Annotated in this window: 9 protein-coding genes; 3 read left to right on the top strand and 6 right to left on the bottom strand. The window is 59.9% G+C overall.

The features are described 5' to 3' along the window. Positions 1–7: 7 nt before the first annotated feature. On the top strand, positions 8–652 hold the full coding sequence (maiA, locus tag ACM64M_RS12845) for a maleylacetoacetate isomerase (RefSeq protein WP_416229103.1): 645 nt from the start codon (positions 8–10) through the stop codon (positions 650–652). Continuing rightward, on the top strand, positions 649–1,659 hold the full coding sequence (locus tag ACM64M_RS12840) for a fumarylacetoacetate hydrolase family protein (RefSeq protein ID WP_416229102.1): 1,011 nt from the start codon (positions 649–651) through the stop codon (positions 1,657–1,659). Before maiA ends, ACM64M_RS12840 begins: the two co-directional genes overlap by 4 nt. On the opposite strand, the gene ald is transcribed toward ACM64M_RS12840, so the two are convergent. After that, complete coding sequence (gene ald, locus ACM64M_RS12835; protein WP_416229101.1) at positions 1,656–2,738, bottom strand: alanine dehydrogenase; 1,083 nt, start codon at positions 2,736–2,738, stop codon at positions 1,656–1,658. The two genes, ACM64M_RS12840 and ald, sit on opposite strands and share 4 nt — an antisense overlap. A gap of 297 nt (positions 2,739–3,035) precedes the next feature. Between ald and ACM64M_RS12830 the strand changes: the two genes are divergently transcribed. Beyond that, on the top strand, positions 3,036–4,487 hold the full coding sequence (locus tag ACM64M_RS12830; protein WP_416229100.1) for an NAD-dependent succinate-semialdehyde dehydrogenase: 1,452 nt from the start codon (positions 3,036–3,038) through the stop codon (positions 4,485–4,487). Between the two features lie 307 nt (positions 4,488–4,794). On the opposite strand, the gene ACM64M_RS12825 is transcribed toward ACM64M_RS12830, so the two are convergent. The 5 genes from ACM64M_RS12825 to ACM64M_RS12805 form a co-directional block, all read right to left on the bottom strand. Next, positions 4,795–5,958, bottom strand: a complete 1,164-nt coding sequence (locus ACM64M_RS12825) for an alpha-hydroxy-acid oxidizing protein (RefSeq protein ID WP_416229099.1) — start codon at positions 5,956–5,958, stop codon at positions 4,795–4,797. Between the two features lie 276 nt (positions 5,959–6,234). Further along, positions 6,235–6,936, bottom strand: coding sequence for a hypothetical protein (locus ACM64M_RS12820; RefSeq protein ID WP_416229098.1), 702 nt, complete (start codon positions 6,934–6,936; stop codon positions 6,235–6,237). A 43-nt stretch (positions 6,937–6,979) separates the two neighbouring features. Continuing rightward, the gene (locus tag ACM64M_RS12815; protein ID WP_416229097.1) at positions 6,980–9,082 is read right to left on the bottom strand and encodes a CHASE2 domain-containing protein; all 2,103 of its coding nucleotides are present in this window, start codon (positions 9,080–9,082) and stop codon (positions 6,980–6,982) included. 78 nt (positions 9,083–9,160) lie between these two features. After that, positions 9,161–12,208, bottom strand: a complete 3,048-nt coding sequence (locus ACM64M_RS12810; protein WP_416229096.1) for a CHAT domain-containing protein — start codon at positions 12,206–12,208, stop codon at positions 9,161–9,163. Between the two features lie 16 nt (positions 12,209–12,224). Then, on the bottom strand, positions 12,225–19,934 hold the full coding sequence (locus ACM64M_RS12805) for a hypothetical protein (RefSeq protein WP_416229095.1): 7,710 nt from the start codon (positions 19,932–19,934) through the stop codon (positions 12,225–12,227).

Genomic DNA, 19,934 nt, shown 5'->3' with positions numbered 1-19,934 from the left:
ATCATTGATGAAACTGCATGGATATTACCGCAGTTCGACGAGTTACCGCCTGCGCATCGCGCTTGAGCTTAAGCGCCTCGAATATGAGAATGTGCCGGTCAATCTGCTCGAAGACGGGCAGAAAGACCCGGCCTATATCAGCCGCAATCCATTCGGATCAGTGCCGATGCTGGAGGCCAAGGGCCGCGACCGTGCGCAATCGATGGCGATGATCGAATGGCTGGATGAAGCCTATCCCGAACGCCCGCTGCTGCCTGCTGACGTGGAGGACCGTTACACCGCGCGCGAGTTGACCTACGCCATCGCCACCGAACTCCACGCCCCGCTCAATCTTGCTGTGCTCAAATATCTGAAAGACCCATTGGGCCACTCGCAGGCCGTGATAGACACCTGGTATCGGCGCTGGCTCAAACGCACGCTTGATCCGGTGGAGGCGCGGCTGAAGCAGCTGAACACCGGCAGTTTCCTGTTTGATGCGCCGGGCATTTTCGAATGCGTGCTGATCCCGCAGGTGCACAACGCGCGGCGGTTTCATTACGATCTGACGCTGCATCCGCGCATCACCCGGATCGAGGCGGCGTGCCTTGCCCTGCCCGCCTTTCAGCGTGCCCATCCCGACAAACAGATCGACTCTCCGGAGAGAAACACATGAAACTCGCAACGCTCAACGATGGCACCCGCGACGGCAGATTGGTGGTCGTGTCCAAAGACCTCACGCGCTGCTGCGCGGCGGGCTATATCGCGCCCACGATGCAGGCCGCGCTCGACAATTGGGCGCGCGTTGCCCCCGAATTGGAAGTGCTGGCGCGCGATGTCGAACACGAAGCGGTCCCGTGCGAGCGGTTTCACGAACGTCAGGCCCATTCCCCGCTCCCGCGCGCATACCAATGGGCCGACGGCAGCGCCTATATCAACCACGTCGAACTGGTGCGCAAAGCGCGCGATGCCGAAGTTCCCGACAGCTTTTATCACGATCCGTTGATGTATCAGGGCGGCAGCGACGGCTTCTTGTCGCCGCGCAGCCCGATCCCGCTGGTCGACCCCGCATGGGGATGCGACATGGAGGGCGAGATTGCGATCATCATCGATGACGTGCCGATGGGCGTCAGCGCCGAAGATGCCGCCGGCCACATCAAGCTGATAATGCTGGTCAATGACGTATCCCTGCGCGGGTTGATCCCCGGCGAACTGGCCAAGGGTTTCGGCTTCTTCCAGTCCAAGCCCGCCAGCGCCTTTTCTCCGGTAGCGGTCACACCGGACGAATTGGGCGATGCGTGGAACGGCTCCCTTATCCACCTGCCGTTGATGGTGGATTACAACGGAGCGCCGTTTGGGCGCGCCAATGCGGGCAAGGATGCAACCTTCACCATGGCGCAATTGGTGGCGCATGCGGCCAAGACGCGCAACCTGAGCGCCGGTTCGATCATCGGATCAGGCACGGTCAGCAACAAGGGTGCCGATGGCGGACCCGGCCAGCCAGTCGCCGAGGGCGGGCTTGGCTATTCCTGCATCGCCGAAATTCGCATGATCGAGACAATCAGAGACGGCAAACCTTCCACCCCCTTCATGTCAGCCGGCGACACGGTAAAGGTGGAGATGCGCGACGCCGACAACCATTCGATCTTTGGCGCGATCGAACAGGAAGTGGTGGCGGCTTAAAACCCCAGACTCTCCGCCACTGCTGCATTTACGATCTTGCCCTGATGCACATTCAGGCCGGGCGCGAGGTGCGGGTCGCGCTCGCACGCTTCGATACCGTGGCGGGCCAGCGCTAGGCCGAACGGCAGCGTCGCATTGCCCAGCGCATAGCTTGACGTATGCGGAACCGCGCCGGGCATATTGGCCACGCAGTAATGGATTATGTCGTCAACGATATAGGTCGGGTCCTCATGCGTCGTTGGCTTTGACGTTTCAAAGCACCCGCCCTGATCGATTGCGACATCAACCAGCACCGCGCGATGTTTCATCAGACTCAGCATGTCACGCGACACCAGCCGCGGCGCGCTCGCGCCGGGGACCAGCACCGCGCCGATCACCACATCGGCCTGGGTAATGGCGTTTTCGATTGTCCCGGCGTTGGAATAGCGGGTGGTGGCGCGCCCTTGAAACATGTCGTCCAGCTGACGGATTCGCGGCAGCGAACGGTCGAGAATCTCGACATTCGCGCCCAGCCCCACCGCCATGCGCGCGGCCTGTGTGCCGACCACGCCGCCGCCAATCACCACGACCTTGGCCGGGAGCACGCCGGGCACTCCGCCCATCAATATGCCGCGCCCGCCGTTGTTCTTGTGGCTCGAATGGGCGCTGGCCTCAATCGACAGACGGCCCGCGACCTCGCTCATCGGGGCAAGCAACGGCAAACCGCCACCGGCATCGGTCACGGTTTCATAAGCAACCGCTGAGACACCGCTTGCCATCAATCCACGCGCCTGATCGGGATCGGGGGCGAGGTGGAGATAGGTGAACAGGATCTGCCCTTCGCGCAATTGCACCCATTCGTTCGGCTGCGGTTCCTTGACCTTCACCACCATTTCGGCGCGGGCAAAGACTTCCTCGGCGCTGTCAACGATCTCCGCCCCGATGGCGCGGTAATCATCGTCGGTCTTGCTGATGCCCAGCCCCGCCCCGCTTTGCACGATGACCGCGTGACCATTGGTGACATATTCGCGCACCGCCTCTGGAGTAAGGCCGACGCGATATTCGTGATTCTTGATTTCCTTGGGGACACCGACGAGCATGATATTCTCCTGCCACATGGGGGAAGGTATTGTGCAAATTAATGCGTAACAAAATTTCAATCGCGCGCAAGCATATCCACGCATGCCGCCCGCCAAATTCCCACGCGCGGCTTTCCTACACCCCTATATCTATGCAAGGGAGATGGATATGTTGATCAATGGGAACGCGAAACCTGTTGGAGAAGTGTCAAGCTGCTCTTTGCCGCTCATCCAACTGTTATTGAACAATAAACAGGCAAAAAACCCGGTTGACACCCTGTCAGATGTGTCAAGCGTCAACCACCCCGGAGGCCCTGCATGACCCAATATCCCACTCTCAGAATGTTCATCGGCGGCGAATGGGTTGGCGATGGCGGCGATGGCCAGATGGCGGTGGTGAACCCTGCCAATGAAACCGTGCTGGGCCACTGTCCAAAAGCATCGAAAGAACAACTCGATGTCGCTCTGGTCGCGGCGGATGCTGGATTTACCCTATGGAGCAACACGCCCGGCATCGAACGCTATCGCGCGCTGCGCCGGGCCGCTGATCTGCTGCGCGAACGCGCCCCCACGATTGCCCGGATCGTGACGCTGGAAATGGGCAAGCCCCATGCGCAGGCGCTTGGCGAAACGGCCAGCGCCGCCGACATCATCGACTTTCTCGCCGAAGAAGCGAAGCGGCAGGGCGGGCGGCTGGTCCCGGTGCGTTCGGCGGACCTGCTCGAACAGCGCGTAACGCAGGAACCGGTGGGTCCTGCGGTGCTGCTCACCCCGTGGAATTTCCCGATCAACCTGTCGGCCAAGAAACTCGGCGGTGCGCTGGCGGCGGGGTGTTCGGTGATCCTCAAGCCCGCCGAATCGACGCCGGGCTGTGTGCAAATGCTAACCGAATGTTTCGTCGATGGCGGGGTGCCAGCGGGCGTCATCAATCTGGTGTTCGGCGATCCGGCGATGATTTCAGAACATCTCGTCACTTCGCCGATAACGCGCAAGGTCAGCTTCACCGGATCGACCGCGGTGGGCAAGCAACTCGGCGCGCTGGCGGCGCAGTATATGAAGCGCTTCACCCCCGAATTGGGCGGCCACGCGCCGGTCGTGATTGGCGAAAGCGCCGATTTCGAAAGGACCGTCGCGGCCTGTGTGGCGACCAAGTTTCGCAACGCCGGTCAGGTTTGCGTCTCCCCCACGCGGTTCCTGGTGGCTCGCGGAATTTACGACAAATTCGTCGGCGAATTTGCCCGGCGCTCGCAGGACATTGTGGTCGGCGATGCCAGCGCCGATGACAGCGTTGGCATGGGCCCGCTGGCGCATGGCGGCCGGGTCGCGGCGATGCAGAGCCTGATGGAGAGCATGGGCGGCGGCGCAGGCGAGGTCGTTACTGGCGGATCAGCGATAGCCGGACCGGGGCATTTCTTTCAGCCGACAGTGATCGCCGCGCCGACCCTCAGCAGCCGGCTTATGACAGAGGAGCCCTTTGGCCCGGTCGCCGGGATCGTTCCCTATGACGATATTGCAGAGGCCGTGCGTATCGCCAATTCGCTGCGCTATGGTCTTGCTGCCTACGCCTTTACCGCGAGCCTTGATGAAAGCCATTATCTGGGACGGTCGCTGCGCGCCGGGATGGTGGCGATCAATCACTTCGCCGTGGGATCGCCCGAAACTCCGTTTGGCGGCACCGGCGACAGCGGGTTCGGATCGGAAAGCGGGGTCGAGGGGTATCTTGGCTACACCGAAACCAAGCTGGTCACAGTCGCCAAGGCCGCGCCGTGACGCGGCGTTTCTCAGGTCAGGAACAAGCGCAGGCCGAGAGGGCCGGCTGGTTCAACGAAACGGAATGAACCGTGAAAAAACGCGCAAGAGGGAGCTTTTTTCAGGCATCGGGCGGATCCGACCATAACGCGCCCGGCGCGAGCTTTCGTCACCAAAGCAAACGGTGCGGCCCATTGCATCCGGTCCGGATGAGATAATTGTCGGTCGTTCCATGCGTCGCGTCCCCGATTCGCGATTCGTTATCCGGGGTAACTAACATTTAACCTGTGGAAAACTGAGTCCAAATCTGACCGATTGGCAAATTTTTTCAATCGGTGCGGCGCACGCCCGCTTTGCGAACATCGGCCAATGTTGGATAGCCGTTGACCGCCATCAGCAAATCGGCCTCCGCCAGAATGGAGCGCAGCACCCACGCCGCCCCTTCTGCTCCGCCAATCGCCAGGCCGTAAGTGTAGGGGCGACCAATCCCGACCGCGGTGGCCCCCATCGCCAGCGCCTTGACCGCATCGGTTCCCGACCGGACCCCGCTGTCAAACAAAACCGGCAGATCGCCGCTCGCCTTAACCACTTCATCAAGGAGATCGATCGTTGCAATTCCGCCATTGGCCTGACGCCCGCCGTGGTTGGAGCAATACACCGCATCCGCCCCATGATCCGCCGCGCGGCGCGCATCATCGCCGTGGCAAATCCCTTTGAGCACGATCGGCAGGTCGGTGACCGATTTGAACCACGCCACATCGTCCCAGGTCAGCACCTGACCAAAGATCGCCGCGAACAGCATGATCGCCGCACGCGGGTCTTCCTCAGGCGGCTTGGCCAAGAGCGAACGAAAGACCGGATCGGAGAAATAGTTTTGCATCACTTTGCCGCGCAATTGCGGAAAATTGGACGCATTGAGATCGCGCGGACGCCATCCGGTGAGCCAGGTGTCGAGCGTGACGACAATCGCTTTGTAACCGGCGGCTTCGGCCCGTTTGATCAGGCTGGTCGCAAGCTCCCGGTTGCGCGGGGTGTAAAGCTGAAAGAACGCCGGCGTGTCGCCCGTCGCTGCGAACACATCCTCCAGCGGATCGTTGGACAAGGTGGACGCGCAGAAGGGAACGCCCGTCATCGCGGAGGCACGGGCGGCGGCCATGTCCCCGTGGCGGTCTTGCGAGGCTTCACCATTGAGGCCAATCGGGGCCATGAACAAGGGCGTGGGAAGATGCATGCCGAACAGATCGATCGACAGGTCGCGCGTGGTGCAATCGACCATCATCCGCGGCACCATGCCCCAATGGCGAAACGCGGATGCATTGGTGTCCTGCGTGTGTTCATCGCCGCAGCCGCCAGCGACGTAATTGGTCAGCATCGGCCCCAAGGCTTCATGCGCGCGCGCTGCGAGTGTGGCAAAATCGACCGGATAATCGGGCAGTATGCCGTGCAGTCCGGCATTATAAATCTCGTTCTGCATCCCGCCGAAATTGTGCATCGCGGTAAACCTCTCTTGATGGTCTGCTTGACCAGAAGAGAGACGATACGGCCCGCTATCGCAAGCGCTAATCTGCCAATCCAGCGCGCGCATTTTCACCGGGTGATAAAGTCAGCATTGGTGCGGGGCGCTATTGAACAATCGTCGCGCACTACGTCGCGGCGGCTACCCACCTTCAATCCACATGCCATCCGGGATGGCTTGCGTAACTATGTGCCCGAAATCGAGGCGCGCCGTGCCAGCAAGGCCGAGCCCGAGCGCGCCCGATGTTGCTTGTTATTGAGCGGACGCCTCAAGCGTGTCGGCCAACAGGCCAAGCTGCGAGGTGCAGCCGTTCGAGATCAGCGCCTGCGCGAGCTGATCAGGTGCGGCATATTCTTCGGTCAGCGCCACAAATTTGACATTGACCGAGGAAGCTCCGTCCTCACCCGCGCCTTCAGCGGGAGCCGGTGCTGTGATCGTGTAGCTTCCACCGTTCGAAAGCATCAAACCTTGAGGATCGAGCGCGCGAACCGCCTCCGTTTCGACAAAGGCCACGTCGACCGAGGCATTGGTTGCCTGATCGGTGATCTTGAAAGTCTGTGCACTGGCCGCATCGGGACGCCACAGACGCACCGCATCCAGATCATACAGACACATTGTGCCCGATGCCGCAACATTGACGAACCAAAGGTTGGGATTGCGGGCGACGCCGTCTCCGGTGCCGCGCACGGCTCCGGTGCGCACCTGGCGCGCGGCATTGCGGCGGGTCAGATTGGAAAAGCGCGCGCGCGTCTGCGTCGCGCCTTCGCCAACGCGGAAGGTTCCGGGACCCTGCATGACGCGGGTTCCATCATCGGTCAGCACCGTGATCTTGTCCCCTGCACGCAGGGTGATGCTGGCAGCATCATTGACCTGCCGACCGACCGGAAAATCTCCGGCCGATGGACCAGAGGACTTCACAACCACCCCGGCAAAGGCCGCGGCGGGAATTGCCATCATTGCTCCTGAGAGCGCGATCCCCGCGAGGCGGGTCTTCAATTTATCCGAGAACATATGCTCCCCCATCATTCAAATTTCGAATGCGACTGCCGTAGTTACGTAGCGCCTGATCGTCGGGATGCATAGCAGCAACCGCGTCGATTAATTGTATCGCTACGTCATGATTGCTTTCGCTAAGCTGAGCGGCCTCGACAAGTTTGGCCCGGTGTCCTGGCGGCAAGTCAGGCCTCGGCTGATAAATATCCACCGGCTGTGCCCTGCCACGCAGGACGATCCGCCCCATCGGCACCCACCAGTCAGGAGAGGATTTTTCGATGAATTCGCGGCTTGCCGTAACGCTCGAATCCAGCGCCTTGTTGGCCGCTTCCAGCCGCGCGGCCGTGTTCATGCTATCGCCCAAGGCGGTGTATTGGATGCGCGTGTCGCCGCCAAAATTGCCAATGACCGCTTCACCGAAATGCAGGCCCACGCGGGTCTTGCCGATTTTTGGAAGGTCGGGATCCATCGCGGCGACTTCATTGCGGAAATCTTCGCCCGCTTGCCACATCTCATATCCCGCCTTGGTCGCGCGCTCCGCGTCATCGGGCCGTGAGATCGGAGCACCCCAAAACGCAACCACGGCGTCGCCCACGAATTTGTCGATCACCCCGCCATTGTCCAGCACCACTTGGCTGAGCATTTCGAGATATCGGTTGAGGAGTTTGGCGACCATTTCCGGCTCGATCGCGTGGCTCATCTTGGTGAAGCCTTCGAGGTCGCTGAACAGTACGAAGATCTCGCGCTTTTCCCCGCCGAGCGAAAGCAGATCGGGATTGTCGATAATCTGCTGTGCGATGTCGCGCGGAATGTATTTGCCCAGCGCCCCTTGCGCAAAGCTGCGCTGCGCAGCTCCGGCAGACCGGGCAGCGGCGGTAACGGCGGTGAAGGCGATGATCCAGGCAACCAGCCAACCCACGGCAGGCAGGCCATAAGTATCGATACCCTGGAAATGGAGCACGAATGGAATACCGACAAACATCGCGAACAACAACAACAGCAGCGGAACGAGCTTGGGAGCGGGCCATTCCAGCAGCGCTGTCAACATCGCAGTGGCAACGACCAGCACCGCCATCGCCCACAACATCCAAACCGGGATCGCGGGCATAACCTTTCCGTCGAGCATCTGCGCAATGATTTCACCATGCACAGACAGCCCCGCCGGTTCAAACCCGGTCCACGAGGTAAAAGATGTCTCGACCCGGTCATAATCAACAATGTCCCCGCCGATCAGGACATATTTGCCCGCGATCTCTTGCGCGACGAATTCGGCGACAGCTGGATCAAGGTCGAGGAACAGCTCGATTGAAAGCGACTGGAATAGCGGCTCTTCAATATTGGCCTGCTCGGTGTTGTCGGTTTCAGCCCCTTCTTCCAGCCCGGCGCGAAGCGCACGGCGGTATTCAATCGAGCCTTCATAGCCTTCGAATGGCTCAACCGGACCGCCTGCATCCTCAAGCATGGCGCGGCCCAGCAAGGGAGGTAGACCCGGCTCAATCGTCGGCCAGATCCGGGTTGCGCCAAAGGTGTTGTCGAGCCGAATGCTGGCCGGACGCGCATTGCTGCCCTCCAGTTGTGCCATGAATTCTTCAAGGAAGACCTGTTGTTCATAGACAATGTCGCTCGCATTGGTGGCAACATTGGCATAGCCGACCGCCGTGGGCGTCTGCATATTGCGCAAGGTTTCGATCAGCAGCGCATCGTCGGATTGCGGTTGGTCGAAAAGAATATCGATCCCGATCGCCTTTGCGCCCATCTGATCGAGATTGGCCAGCGCCTCTGCCAGCGCATCGCGCGGCAAAGGCGACCGTTGCTCAAGATTGATGAGCGCCTGATCGTCATAAACGACGAGCACGATGCGGTCGTCCTGTTCTACGAGATCGGCGGCGAGATAGGCGCGCGTGTCATACAGCGCACGTTCGGCATCGTTGGTCAGCGGCGTCGGCTCTCCACCACCGGGCAAGACCCAGCTGAACCGGGCGATGAACAACGCGAGGAGCAGCATAAAGCAGGTGGCCGCTAGCTGAATTTTTCCAGCTTCACGCACACTGCGCCACCCGCGAGCAAGCAGGCTGCCTTTCTTCCTCTTTGTCGATTCGTCAGGCATTTTCCCATCCCCCCGCAAGCCGCGACCAAAGCCGCTTTCACGGCTCTACGCAAGCGGGATTGGTTGAGGAGGATGCGATCAGCGGGTAACTTTCACCGATCCATCGCCGACAACTGCAAACGCTGACCAATAGAACGGGTGTGAGGTGTTGAGGTCGTCCATCAGTTCAAGCTGCGAGCGGCGCAGCGCGCCAGCTGTCTCGCTATCGGCCTCTTCGAACAATCCGCCAATCAATCGCTTGGTCGCGTCAAAATCGTCCGGCACGGGCCAATGACTCGCCAGCACAGTGCGCCCCCCTGCCCCGACAAAGGCGCGAACCAGACCGTCCAGCGCGAAATCGCCGCCCGACGTGATCCCCGCTTCAAGCGTGGCACCTACAGTCGCACTGCCCGCTGTGTCACAGGCCGAAAGGATTACCAGGTCGGCATCGATCCGCAGAGCAAAGATTTCTGCAAAGCTGAGCAGACCGTCGGAATCCTCACCGCCAAACGAAGTCAGCAGTGCCGGGCGCGGCGGGCACTCAGGCTGGGGAGCTGTTACCAGACCATGCGTCGCAAAGTGGAGGATACGGTATTCGGCCAAATCCTCGCGCGCCTTAATCGCCGTGTCAGTAAAGCCCGTCTGGGTCAGGACAGTCGTTGCTCCAGCCTGTGCGCCGCCAAACCGCGAAGCTGCATCATACAATTCATCGGACTTGATCGGGTTTGACCAGATATTCTCCGACCACAAACAGTTTTCGCCGCCGGCAAGCGCGGAACGGGTCGAAGCCGTGCCAACCGGGCCATCGCCAATTGGAGTGTTTTCGCCCAACCCAAGGTAGGATTTGCTAGCAGAGCTCGCCGGGGCGGCCCGAACATCGCGGAACGCAGTCGGGGCAACCGAAGTGCTGATCTGCGATCCACGCCCCAGCCATGCCACACCGCGGAAGTCGTAATCATCGCCCTCGGGCGTTGCAAGCTGCGCCTGATAACGTTCGAGGCTGGCATTATCGGTTACCAACAGGTTGATAGGAAGCTTGAGCATGGCGCCATCGGGTTCAAACACAATGTGGCGGCGGGTGGTCAAACGATCCGCAACCGGTTCAAACAGACGAACATAAAGGTCACGCGAGGCGGCGAGATCGAAGGGGAATGTCAGGACTTGGCCGCCGTCTGCTACAGCGATGCTTTCCCGAATGCCCGCAACAATCTGCTCCAGCTCTTCCGGTGTACCGTTGACCTTATACGCCAGCGCTTCGCCGGGCGTGATATAGACCATGAAAGCTTCATTATCGAGCGCGATCATTTTTACATAGGCTTCGTCATCGCGCAGGATAGATTGCATTCCGGCAAGGTCGATGGCGCTACCCGATACCGCGCGGAACCGCGGGTATTCAGCTAGTTTTTGAAGCACTTCCGCCTGTTGTTCTAGCAACGCCTCGAGCCGCTGCTGACGCTCAGCCAGAACCACCTCGGCTTGTGGGTTGATGGCAACTTCGCCTTCGATCTGGACAATTGATCCGCGCATCTGTTCAATCGAGCGACCCAAATTCACGCTGCGTCGGAACAATGCAGATGCCTCATCGCTGCCGCCGGAAAGCTCGCGGGCAAGCACCGCTTGGGTCTGCGCCAGACCCGGACGAAGCAACAATTGGCTGGCCGAGAAAATATCATTGGCCGCCGCAGCGCTGGCCCCGTCTTGCAGCAACAGGCCAAAGTAATTGGACATGTAACTGCGCAGCGAGGGTGCGGGACGTCCTTCTGCCTCAGCCACAATTTTGCGGTAGAGCTCAATCGCCTCCCCAGTGCGGCCAGTGCGCGAGAAGAGTCCGGCAAGCTGCGCCTGCGCGCTGTAGAGCGCCGGAGAATCTGGATACGCCGCCCGCAGCAGTGCGATGCCGCTCTGGTGCAGTTGCTCTGCTTCAGCAGTTTGCCCTGCAATTTCAGACAATTCAGCAAGCTCGCCCAGAACCTGCGCGCGCAGCCAGACAATCGAAAGCACACGGCCACCGCGAACTTCGGCCAGCGTGGCATTGGCGCGCGTCATGCTGGCTCGCGCTTCGGCATTGTTGCCCAGCAGCCGCTGGCCCGTGGCCCGCAGAAATTCTGCCTGTCCATCGAGCAATTGCGCCCGCTCGAGGGCAGTTAGCGTCATCGAAATGCCTGAACTTGCCACCGACTCACTCTCGGCAGACAGCCGCTGGGCCATGGCTGGTCCGATTTGCAGGCTGCGCAGCGCGCTCGTATCGTTAAATTCGGTGCCCAGCGGGGCATTAAGGATTGAGATCGCCTGCTGCGGCTCCCCGCGATTGAGTGCGTCGATCGCTTCGTAATTGCGTTGCAACCGAGAAAGCACTGGACTTGTGGCCGCACCCTGGCGGGTCTGTGAAAAACGCCGCTGGGCCTCGGCAAAATTGCCAATGTTGGATTGCAGCAAGCCTTCGTTTAGGCGCGCTTCGACTTCGCTGTTGCCGGTCAATGTCGCTGCGGAAGCAGCAAAGAATTCCGCAGCTTCTGCAAATTCGCCGCTATTCGCCCTGCGATAGGCCTCCACCAGTGCCTGATCCGCGGTAATCGCCTCAGCCTGCTGGCGCACAAAAGCGAGCGAATCTGTTGTCTGGGTGAGCGGAATGTCGACCGTACCGGGCACGATCTGATCGGTCGCCAGAGATGCAACGCCGAGTTCAAGCGCTTTGCCATAGGCTGACAGACCGGTCGCCGCATAGGTGCGGTTGCCGACCTCGCCGACCAGCAATTCGGTGCGAATTATGCTTCCTTCGCGGGTGCAAATCAGGCGTTTCCCGTCTTTGAGCCCGATCGGCATTTCCGCGCCTTGCCGCTCCGTGCAGCTGGCATCGGGGCCAACAAAGCGCGCCGCCGCAGAATCTGCCTCTCGCCCGCGAACAACCCACATCGTCCCTATCGATGCTGCCGCATCGCGGCACAGGATTGTGTATTTGCGGTCAAACAATCCCGCACCTGCCTCTGGTGCCTGAATTTGTGCTTCGCACAATCCATTCGAACCTACCGGGAAAGTGTCCCGCAGGCTGATCGAACGTTGCTGCGCCATCTGCGCAGTGTTCGGGGCGGCCCACATGGCGGCCATCCCAACAGCTGCAAAGGTGCAAATCGAAAGGAGCGATTTCAATGGCTTGGCTGTCATGTCAATTGCCCTCTATTTCAACGTTGCCAGTGTTGCCTGCCCCGTAGAGCGAACTGTCGCCGCCACTTGCAACCGGATCGTCAACTTCGGTTTCCTCTTCCAACTCCTGCTCTCCGACCAGTCCGGGGAAGTCGATGCCGAAATCGTCATTGCTCTCCTGTTCGGTGGTCGTCACCGGCTGGACAGATGTGATTGCCGCTTCGACGACCGCCGGGTTGTTCACCACAGCAACTCCCTCATCCTCAATCGGCGGAGGTGGAGGTGGAGGTGGAGGCGGCGGAGGTGGCGGCGGAGGTGGCGGCGGCGGAGGTGGCGGCGGCGGTGGCGGCGGTGGCGGTGGTGGCGGCGGTGGCGGGGCCGCAGTGTTGCACTCACCCGCATTGATCACGCAGTCATTGAACTCCGACTCATCGGTATAAGTTGCCGCGCCGCTGCCGCTGTTATTGTTGAAATCGACTTCGTTGAAGAACGATTCGCCGGTGATGATCGCCCCGGTTCCGTCGATCCGCGCGCCATAGGCAAAGACGTCCAGCCCGCCGGTTCCTGATGCGGCTTCATTGGGGAAGATCGAAAGGCCGCCGGCCCCGACCAGAATGCCGCCCTGTTCTTCAGGTGTACCGGTGTTGCGCACCAGCAATGACTGCCCGATTTCCAGCTGAACTGTGCCGCTCCGCAGGAAACCAAGTGGGTCATCACTGCCGGGTGCTGATACAGCGAGCTGATCATTGCGGCCCACAAAGAACGGATCATCACGCAGCAAGGCGAGCAGATTGGAATCGGCGATCCAGATGTTGTCGGAACTAAGGAATACATTGCCAGATGGGAGACCTTCATTGTCGATTAAGCCGATACCGCCCGGAGTTGCAATCTCGATCCGCTCGCCTGCAAACAGCTGAAACCGATCAGTTGCACCTGCACCGATCATTGCAACCGTGCCGTCGACGCGAATGATTCCTCCGTTGCCGACCACCTCAGCTCTAGCAATCGACACGCCGTCATCCAGTGATCCGATAATCGTCAAATCACGGAAGATGATGTCAGGATCGTTTACCAAATTGTCGAACAGCACGCCCTGCGAAAAAGTGAAGTCAGACACATCAATTCGCGCTGCTTCATCCTGGCTCAGAGTATAACCCTCGCCTGTTGCCGGAGGAGCCGTTCCGCTGTCGCCTCCGAGGATAGCGGGCCCATCGCTGTTGATCGATGTCAGGCGCATCGTAAATGCGCCAATACGCGCGCCGTTGTTGATCTGAATATCGCGGGAAGTCAGATCCATCTCGGCGCCGCCGAAGCCGATCACATTATCATTGTCGCCGAAGAACGAGATCGTGCCTTGTGACGTGACGCTGATATTCGCCGAGGGATTGATTACACTCGGGCCGCCGATGATGCTACCCAAGCCAGTGGTGACGTTGAAATTATCGATCACATCGACGAACAGTTCACCCGAGACCAATATGCTCCCGCCAACAGCGGAGAGGAACGATGGACCCTGTTCTCCCGGAAGAGAATCACCGATTGCTGTCGCGGTTAGGTTCTGCACATTCAATTCGCCAGCGACCGCGCTGATCGAGAACTGCCCAGCACGATTGGTTGGGCCAGCATCGTCAAAGGCACCGATAGCGTCGGCGGCCAAGGTCAGATCAACGATGTCAACATCGGGCGAAAGTTGGTTAGGATCGGTGAGGATGAGCTCAACTTGGCCGCCAAATGTTTCGCCGGCAATCGAACTCACACCCTGAGCCAAGAGCGAAAGCGCATCTAGATCAACGACAGAATCGGTATCGAATTGAACTGTCACGTCACCGCCGAAAGCAAACCCACCTGCCACGGTGCTCATATCCGTACCGGCAAATGCGTTGGCGCTGACGATGATATCATCACCATCAATGATCCCGTCGTCAGTGAATAGAGTTGTGTTGCCGCCAAAGGCATCGCCTTCAACCGACTGTCCAATACCACCTTTTCCGTCAGTCGTGATCGTGAGGCCGCCAAAATTCAGATCGTCGCCAATTATCAACGTCGTTTGCGATATGCTGACATTGGCAAAGCCGCCCCTACCCGTGCCACCGTTGAATCCTGCTCCGCCGGTTCCCGCTGCCGAGATCATATTCTGCCCGACGAAGAACATCTCAGAGTCTACAGCAGAAAACAGCAAAGAACCGCCTACGGCGTCGCCGCCATTGCCGTTCGGATCACTAGCATCTCCGCCATTCGCAGCCGAGGATACGAAAAGCGTGCCTCCGGATACGGTGCTTTCGGCGATACTGACAGATACCGCTGAGCCCTCTGCATCGCCCCCTTGCGAAACGCCCAAGCCGCCAAAATTGGTGCCGCCAATGGAAAGCTCAGATACGCCTTCTGCGTTTGCCGACATGTTGATTGTGCCGCCCAGGACGTTGAAGGTCACATCACCGCCTGAAGCATTGCCTCCAGTCGCGCCCGCGCCGCCAAATGCCTGATCGACGAAGATTGAGCGTCCGACCAAGTTCAGTGTCGAACCTTCGACGATAACCGAATTGGTCCCGCCAATCCCGTCGCCGCCGGTGCCGGTGCCGGTCGCATCGCCACCAATACCAGCACTCACTCCGCCGGTCAGCTCAGCCGTGATAACGCCGCCATTCCTTACTTCGACAACCCGCTCACCACCAATGCCGTCACCGCCATCAATATTCTCATCAACCGTGAGGCCAAATCCACCTTGACCGAAAACCGAGAAAACGGTCGCCCCCATGCTGATCGTACCAGCATCAGCATTGATCAAGCCAAGCCCACCGGTTCCAACACCGCCTGCACCGCCATCGACCGACGAACCGCCGCCAATCCCGCGCGCGTTAATCCTGTTGAAGCTGCCATTCGGATCGTTCGCTGGATCAGCCGGAAGCGTGATTGTTCCGCCATTTTGGGCTGAAACCACCGCCTCGCCGCCAATGCCGGCACCGCCGATGCCAAGGCCCCCTGTCGTCACTCCGCCAACCCCGGTTGCCGACAGCAGAGATGCGCCTTGCGACAGAGTTGAACTTCCCGGAAGCCCGAATGGGGTGCCTCTCTGCACCGTGACCACGCTGCCGGTATCAAAACTAAAAATTTCGGCGAACCCGCCAAGGCCTACGCCACCATTGGCATCGACTCCGCTACCGCCCTGCCCGCTGGCGACAATTAGTCCAGAGCCAATCGTCACACTTCCGCCAGCCTGTGCCTGTACGAAGGCTTCGCCGCCTGTCCCGTTGCCGCCCGTGGCGCCAGTGCTGGCTGCGCCGCCAACACCATTGGCAATTACCGATGCATTTCCGGTCACAGTTCCGCTGCCCGGCACCGCAGTGAAGACGGCGATATCCGCAGTCCCGCCTATGCCGTTGGCTCCATCGCCATTCTGCGATTCGCCGCCCGTCCCAGTGGCGTCCACCGTGATATCGCCATTGACCAGAGTGGTGCCGCCCTGGAAGCCCATGAAGGCTTGGCCACCAATACCGTCGCCGCCAATTCCATTCAGTCCAACTCCACCAATACCCAGCGCAAAGCCAGAAAACCCATTGATGGTGACGGTGCCGTCAGAACTGGTGAAAATTCCGCTACGTTGGCCGCCAGTGCCAATACCGCCAATGGCGCCGTCACCGCCGATACCATTTGACACTGTCGTTACCGAATTTGCCGTGAGGTCGCCGACCGCGCCGGAAATAAGCGCCCGGAACCCGGTGCCGTTGCCGCCATTCCCGAACGGATCGGTGGTTTCACCGCCCGAACCGCCCGCGCCGCCACGCCCGTCTGAGATCAAGATGAGATCGGCAAAATCGGCAGTACCTGCTCCGACCGAGCCGTCGGTCGAAGGCGTTAAACCAATCCCTGCGAGCGTCGATCCGCCCAGACCATTGCCGCCGTCGCCGCCAGCCTGACCAATGTCACCGGTGCCGCCAATGCCGCCCGTGCCGACTGCATTGAGAAGCGAAGTGCCGCCAATGCTTAAGTCGCCATTGTCACCTCCGGCGAACAATCTAGCCCCGCCGAAAAAGTTTTCATTGGCCTGGTTGACGGTGTTTGCTTCACCAGCTTGCGCATCGCCGCCGCGGCCCGGCAAGAAATCGGACGTGCCACCGCCGCCATTGCCGCCAGTCGCATTGGCCAGCAATGTTACATTGCCCCCGATATTCATTGTGCCGGTTTCTGTTTGCGAACCCAGCGCATCGAGTATCGCCGTGCCGCCCTGAGCGAATCCGCCATCGCCAGAATCAAAGACCGACGTCGAACTGCCAGCGTTGGCCGATGCGCTCACAAAGGCTGAGCCTTGAATATCGATCAAACCAACAAGAGCTTGCGCGCCGGCCACCCCGCCAAAGGCAGCGCCGCCGCCGGTTCCGTCGCCGCCCAGTGCGACGGCTGAAGCGTTGAAGCCATTTCCGACAGTGATTGATCCGCCCGTGAGCACTCGCAAGCGTGCGTCACCGCCCGTGGCCAAACCGCCAATGCCGCTTTGATTGTTTCCGCCAATTCCTTCGGCCGAAACCGACAGAATTCCATCGACGTTGACGCCGGACAAACCTTCGATATTGATGACCGCAGATCCGCCATCGCCCTGCGCGCCTGCGTTCGGAGTATTGCCATTGCCCCCGGCACCTGAAGCACGAGCAGTCAGATTGCCGAGCACGTCCAACTCGCTGATGTCGTCGAGCATGGTGATATCCACCATCCCGCCAATGCCATCGCCGCCTGCTCCGCCGGACGAAAAGCCTCCGAATGCCCCGGCATCGAGCAGCACCGATCCATTGACGTTCAACGTCAGGCCATCGACAAAGCCCAGCGCGACCAAACCGCCCGTACTCGCGCCGCCGAGGACTTGACCCGAACCGCCCCGGCCAATCGCAAACGCCTGCAGCCCTGCGATATTCGCTGTGGCACCCGCGCCGCCCAATAGCTGCGCCGCGCCGCCGTTACCAGCGCCGGCGACATGACCCAATCCACCTGCACCATCGGCGTTAATATCAACCTGACCAGCCGTTACAGTCCCCACGCGAGCAGTGAAAAAGGCTCCGAATCCGTTCCCGTCGCCGCCATCGCCGCGCGGATCGCCTGTAGAGCCTCCAAAGCCGCCGTTGCCGCCTTCACCGTTAGCAAAGATGATGACGTCGCCGAAACTAGCAGTGCCCGCCGCGACTGATCCATCATTGCCCAAGAACGTCATCCCTGCTTGCGCAGTGCCGCCCGTGCCGATGCCGCCATCGCCGCCGCCCTGATTGAACCCGCCAAAGCCGCCATCACCGCCGATACCGAAATTGTCGACAGATGTCAGACCGCCGATCGACAGATTCCCGTTGTCGCCCCCGGCCAGAACGAACGCGCCGCTGCCGAAATTGGGATCAGCCTGATTGGGGACGCCAATTTGGCCGCCCGTGCCGTCACCGCCATTACCAGGCGCAAAATCGCTACCATCGCCGGCACCGCCCGCGCCGCCTGTGCCCGATGAATTGACCGTCGCATCGCCGCCAATGTTCATGGTCGCAACAGCGGTCAGAGTACCATCGGCCTGGAAGAAGGAATTGCCGCCAACCCCATCGCCGCCGTCACCGCCAAAGCCGGACACGGCATTGCCGCCCAACGAATCGGTGAAAGCGGACGCATTGCCTTGAATACCGATCAACCCGGAAAGCACCTGCGCCCCGGCTGCCCCGCCAAACGCATCGCCGCCGCTTACGCCGTTTCCGCCGAAGCCATTGGCGGCTGCGGAAAAATCGCCCCCAACCGTGAATGTGCCGCCATTGGGCAGGAATACCCGCGCGGTTCCACCCTGTGCGCCGCCGCCCTGTCCTGCCTGATTGGTTCCACCCCGAGCCTGAGACAAAAGGATGACATTGTCCGCCACCGAAATCGTGCCAGCAGCGTCGATAAAGATGTCGGCCCTGCCACCGTCGGCAAGCCCACCTGGAAAATCTGCAGTATTGGCAAACCCGGCGTTTGCCCCTGCAGATGCAGTAAAGTTTCCGTTGAGCGTGATTGAACTGTTGCCCAATGCATTAAGCAAGGCCAAACCGCCAAATGTGTCCGAAGCAACGGAATCAAGCGTTGTCGAACCATTGACGCCAAATGCGTTCGCTTCCAGCGACACATCCCCATCGACAATGATCGCACCGCCTTCGGTCGTGAACATATCCGCAGTGCCAGCGGTAAAGGTGTTCCCGAACACGAAATCCTGCCCAATCGGCGCACCGCTGGCATTTGCAACCGCCTGTGCGGTTCCGGCAATCGTCAAGGTCCCGCCATTGGAGGCAATCGTTGCCCGGCCGCCATTGGCCTGCCCAGATATGCCAGTCCCACCGCCAATATCAGCACCGGCTATCCCGCTCGCGCTGACCAGCACATCTCCGCCAATATTGAGAATGCCCAGATCGAATGCGTCAACAAACGCCTGACCACCCGTGACATCGAGATCGGCTGACGTAAGATCGAAACCAACAGCGCCAAAATCGTCCGAAGATACAAACACATTGCCGGAAATATCAAAGACCTGACCATTGCTGGCGGTCAGTTCTGCAAAATTGCGGCCAACCATGATAAGGTTGCCGTCGATTGAACTTGGCCCGTTGACTGCGGCAACCTGAACTTCTTCATTGGCGATTGCGAGAATGCTGCTGGTCGAGGTGAAGTCCTCGATGAAAATGCTGCCCGCTATGTCGGTCAGGGCGCTGTCGGCATTGAAAATCGCATTGTTACCATCGGTGATCGAGCCGCCATCAACTGTCCGGCCGCTGACATTGTAATTTGCCGATAGGATGATCTCGCCATTCACGATGCCAGCGCTGGCTGCAGTGTCGAAACCGAGATTTCCGCTAAAAAGCATCGAAATTGGATCAGTTTCCGCGCGAGCGACCGCGTAAATGAGATGGTTGTCGCCCGTGACACCCGTGCTCGATGGGCCACCTACATCGCCACCCAGAACAATTGGAGTGGGCGAGGTAGAACCGACCGGAATCTGAATATCGAACAGCCCGTTGGAAACGGTTATGTTTACCGCTTCACCGGCGACGTATGCATGGCTGCCATTGATATTGGCTGTGCCAAACATCTGGATTTCGGCGCTTACGACCGCAAAGTAAGAATTCTCCGCGCTCGCAACAATCTGGGCCCCGGGAGCAATGACAATGTTCGCGCCAAGAGGGTCGAGACTGGTAAGCTGCAATTGTCCGCCATTCAACGCGAAGTCATCAAAGCTTGCAAGATCCGGGTCGAGGGTCGTCAAGATCAAATTGCCAACATCGAAAACGGCGGAGCCGCCCACGAATATTCCCGACGGCGAATAGAACGCGACGGTCCCGCCAGGCGTCGCCGCGCCAGTTCCCAAATCAATCAGCTGTGAGATGACAGTCCCGTTGAACACCGTTACATTGCCATTTGCAGCCGGAAGCACGATGTTGAGCACCGCAAAGTCGTTTACGATCGAACCGTTCTGGAACGTCGCCGTGTTGCCGTTGGGGAGAAAATCAAGCGCATTGCCCAGCCCATCTTCATCCGGCGTCCATTCGATCACCGCAGTCGGGCTCTCAACCAGAATCGTCTCTGTGTTAGAACCAAGGATGCGGGTTGCATTGCCACTGACAATCACTTCGCTGGCCTGAAACGCCTGCGCCTGTGCACGCTCGGGAGCCATGACCAGCCCCATTGCCAAGGCCGCAGCGCCGCTTCCAAGCAGCAATTTCGAGCGGTTCTGGTTCAGATGAGCCAT

This window comes from Qipengyuania sp. ASV99, from assembly GCF_047872805.1.
Classification (GTDB): Bacteria; Pseudomonadota; Alphaproteobacteria; order Sphingomonadales; family Sphingomonadaceae; genus Erythrobacter.
This window is presented reverse-complemented; position numbering and strand designations above follow the sequence as displayed.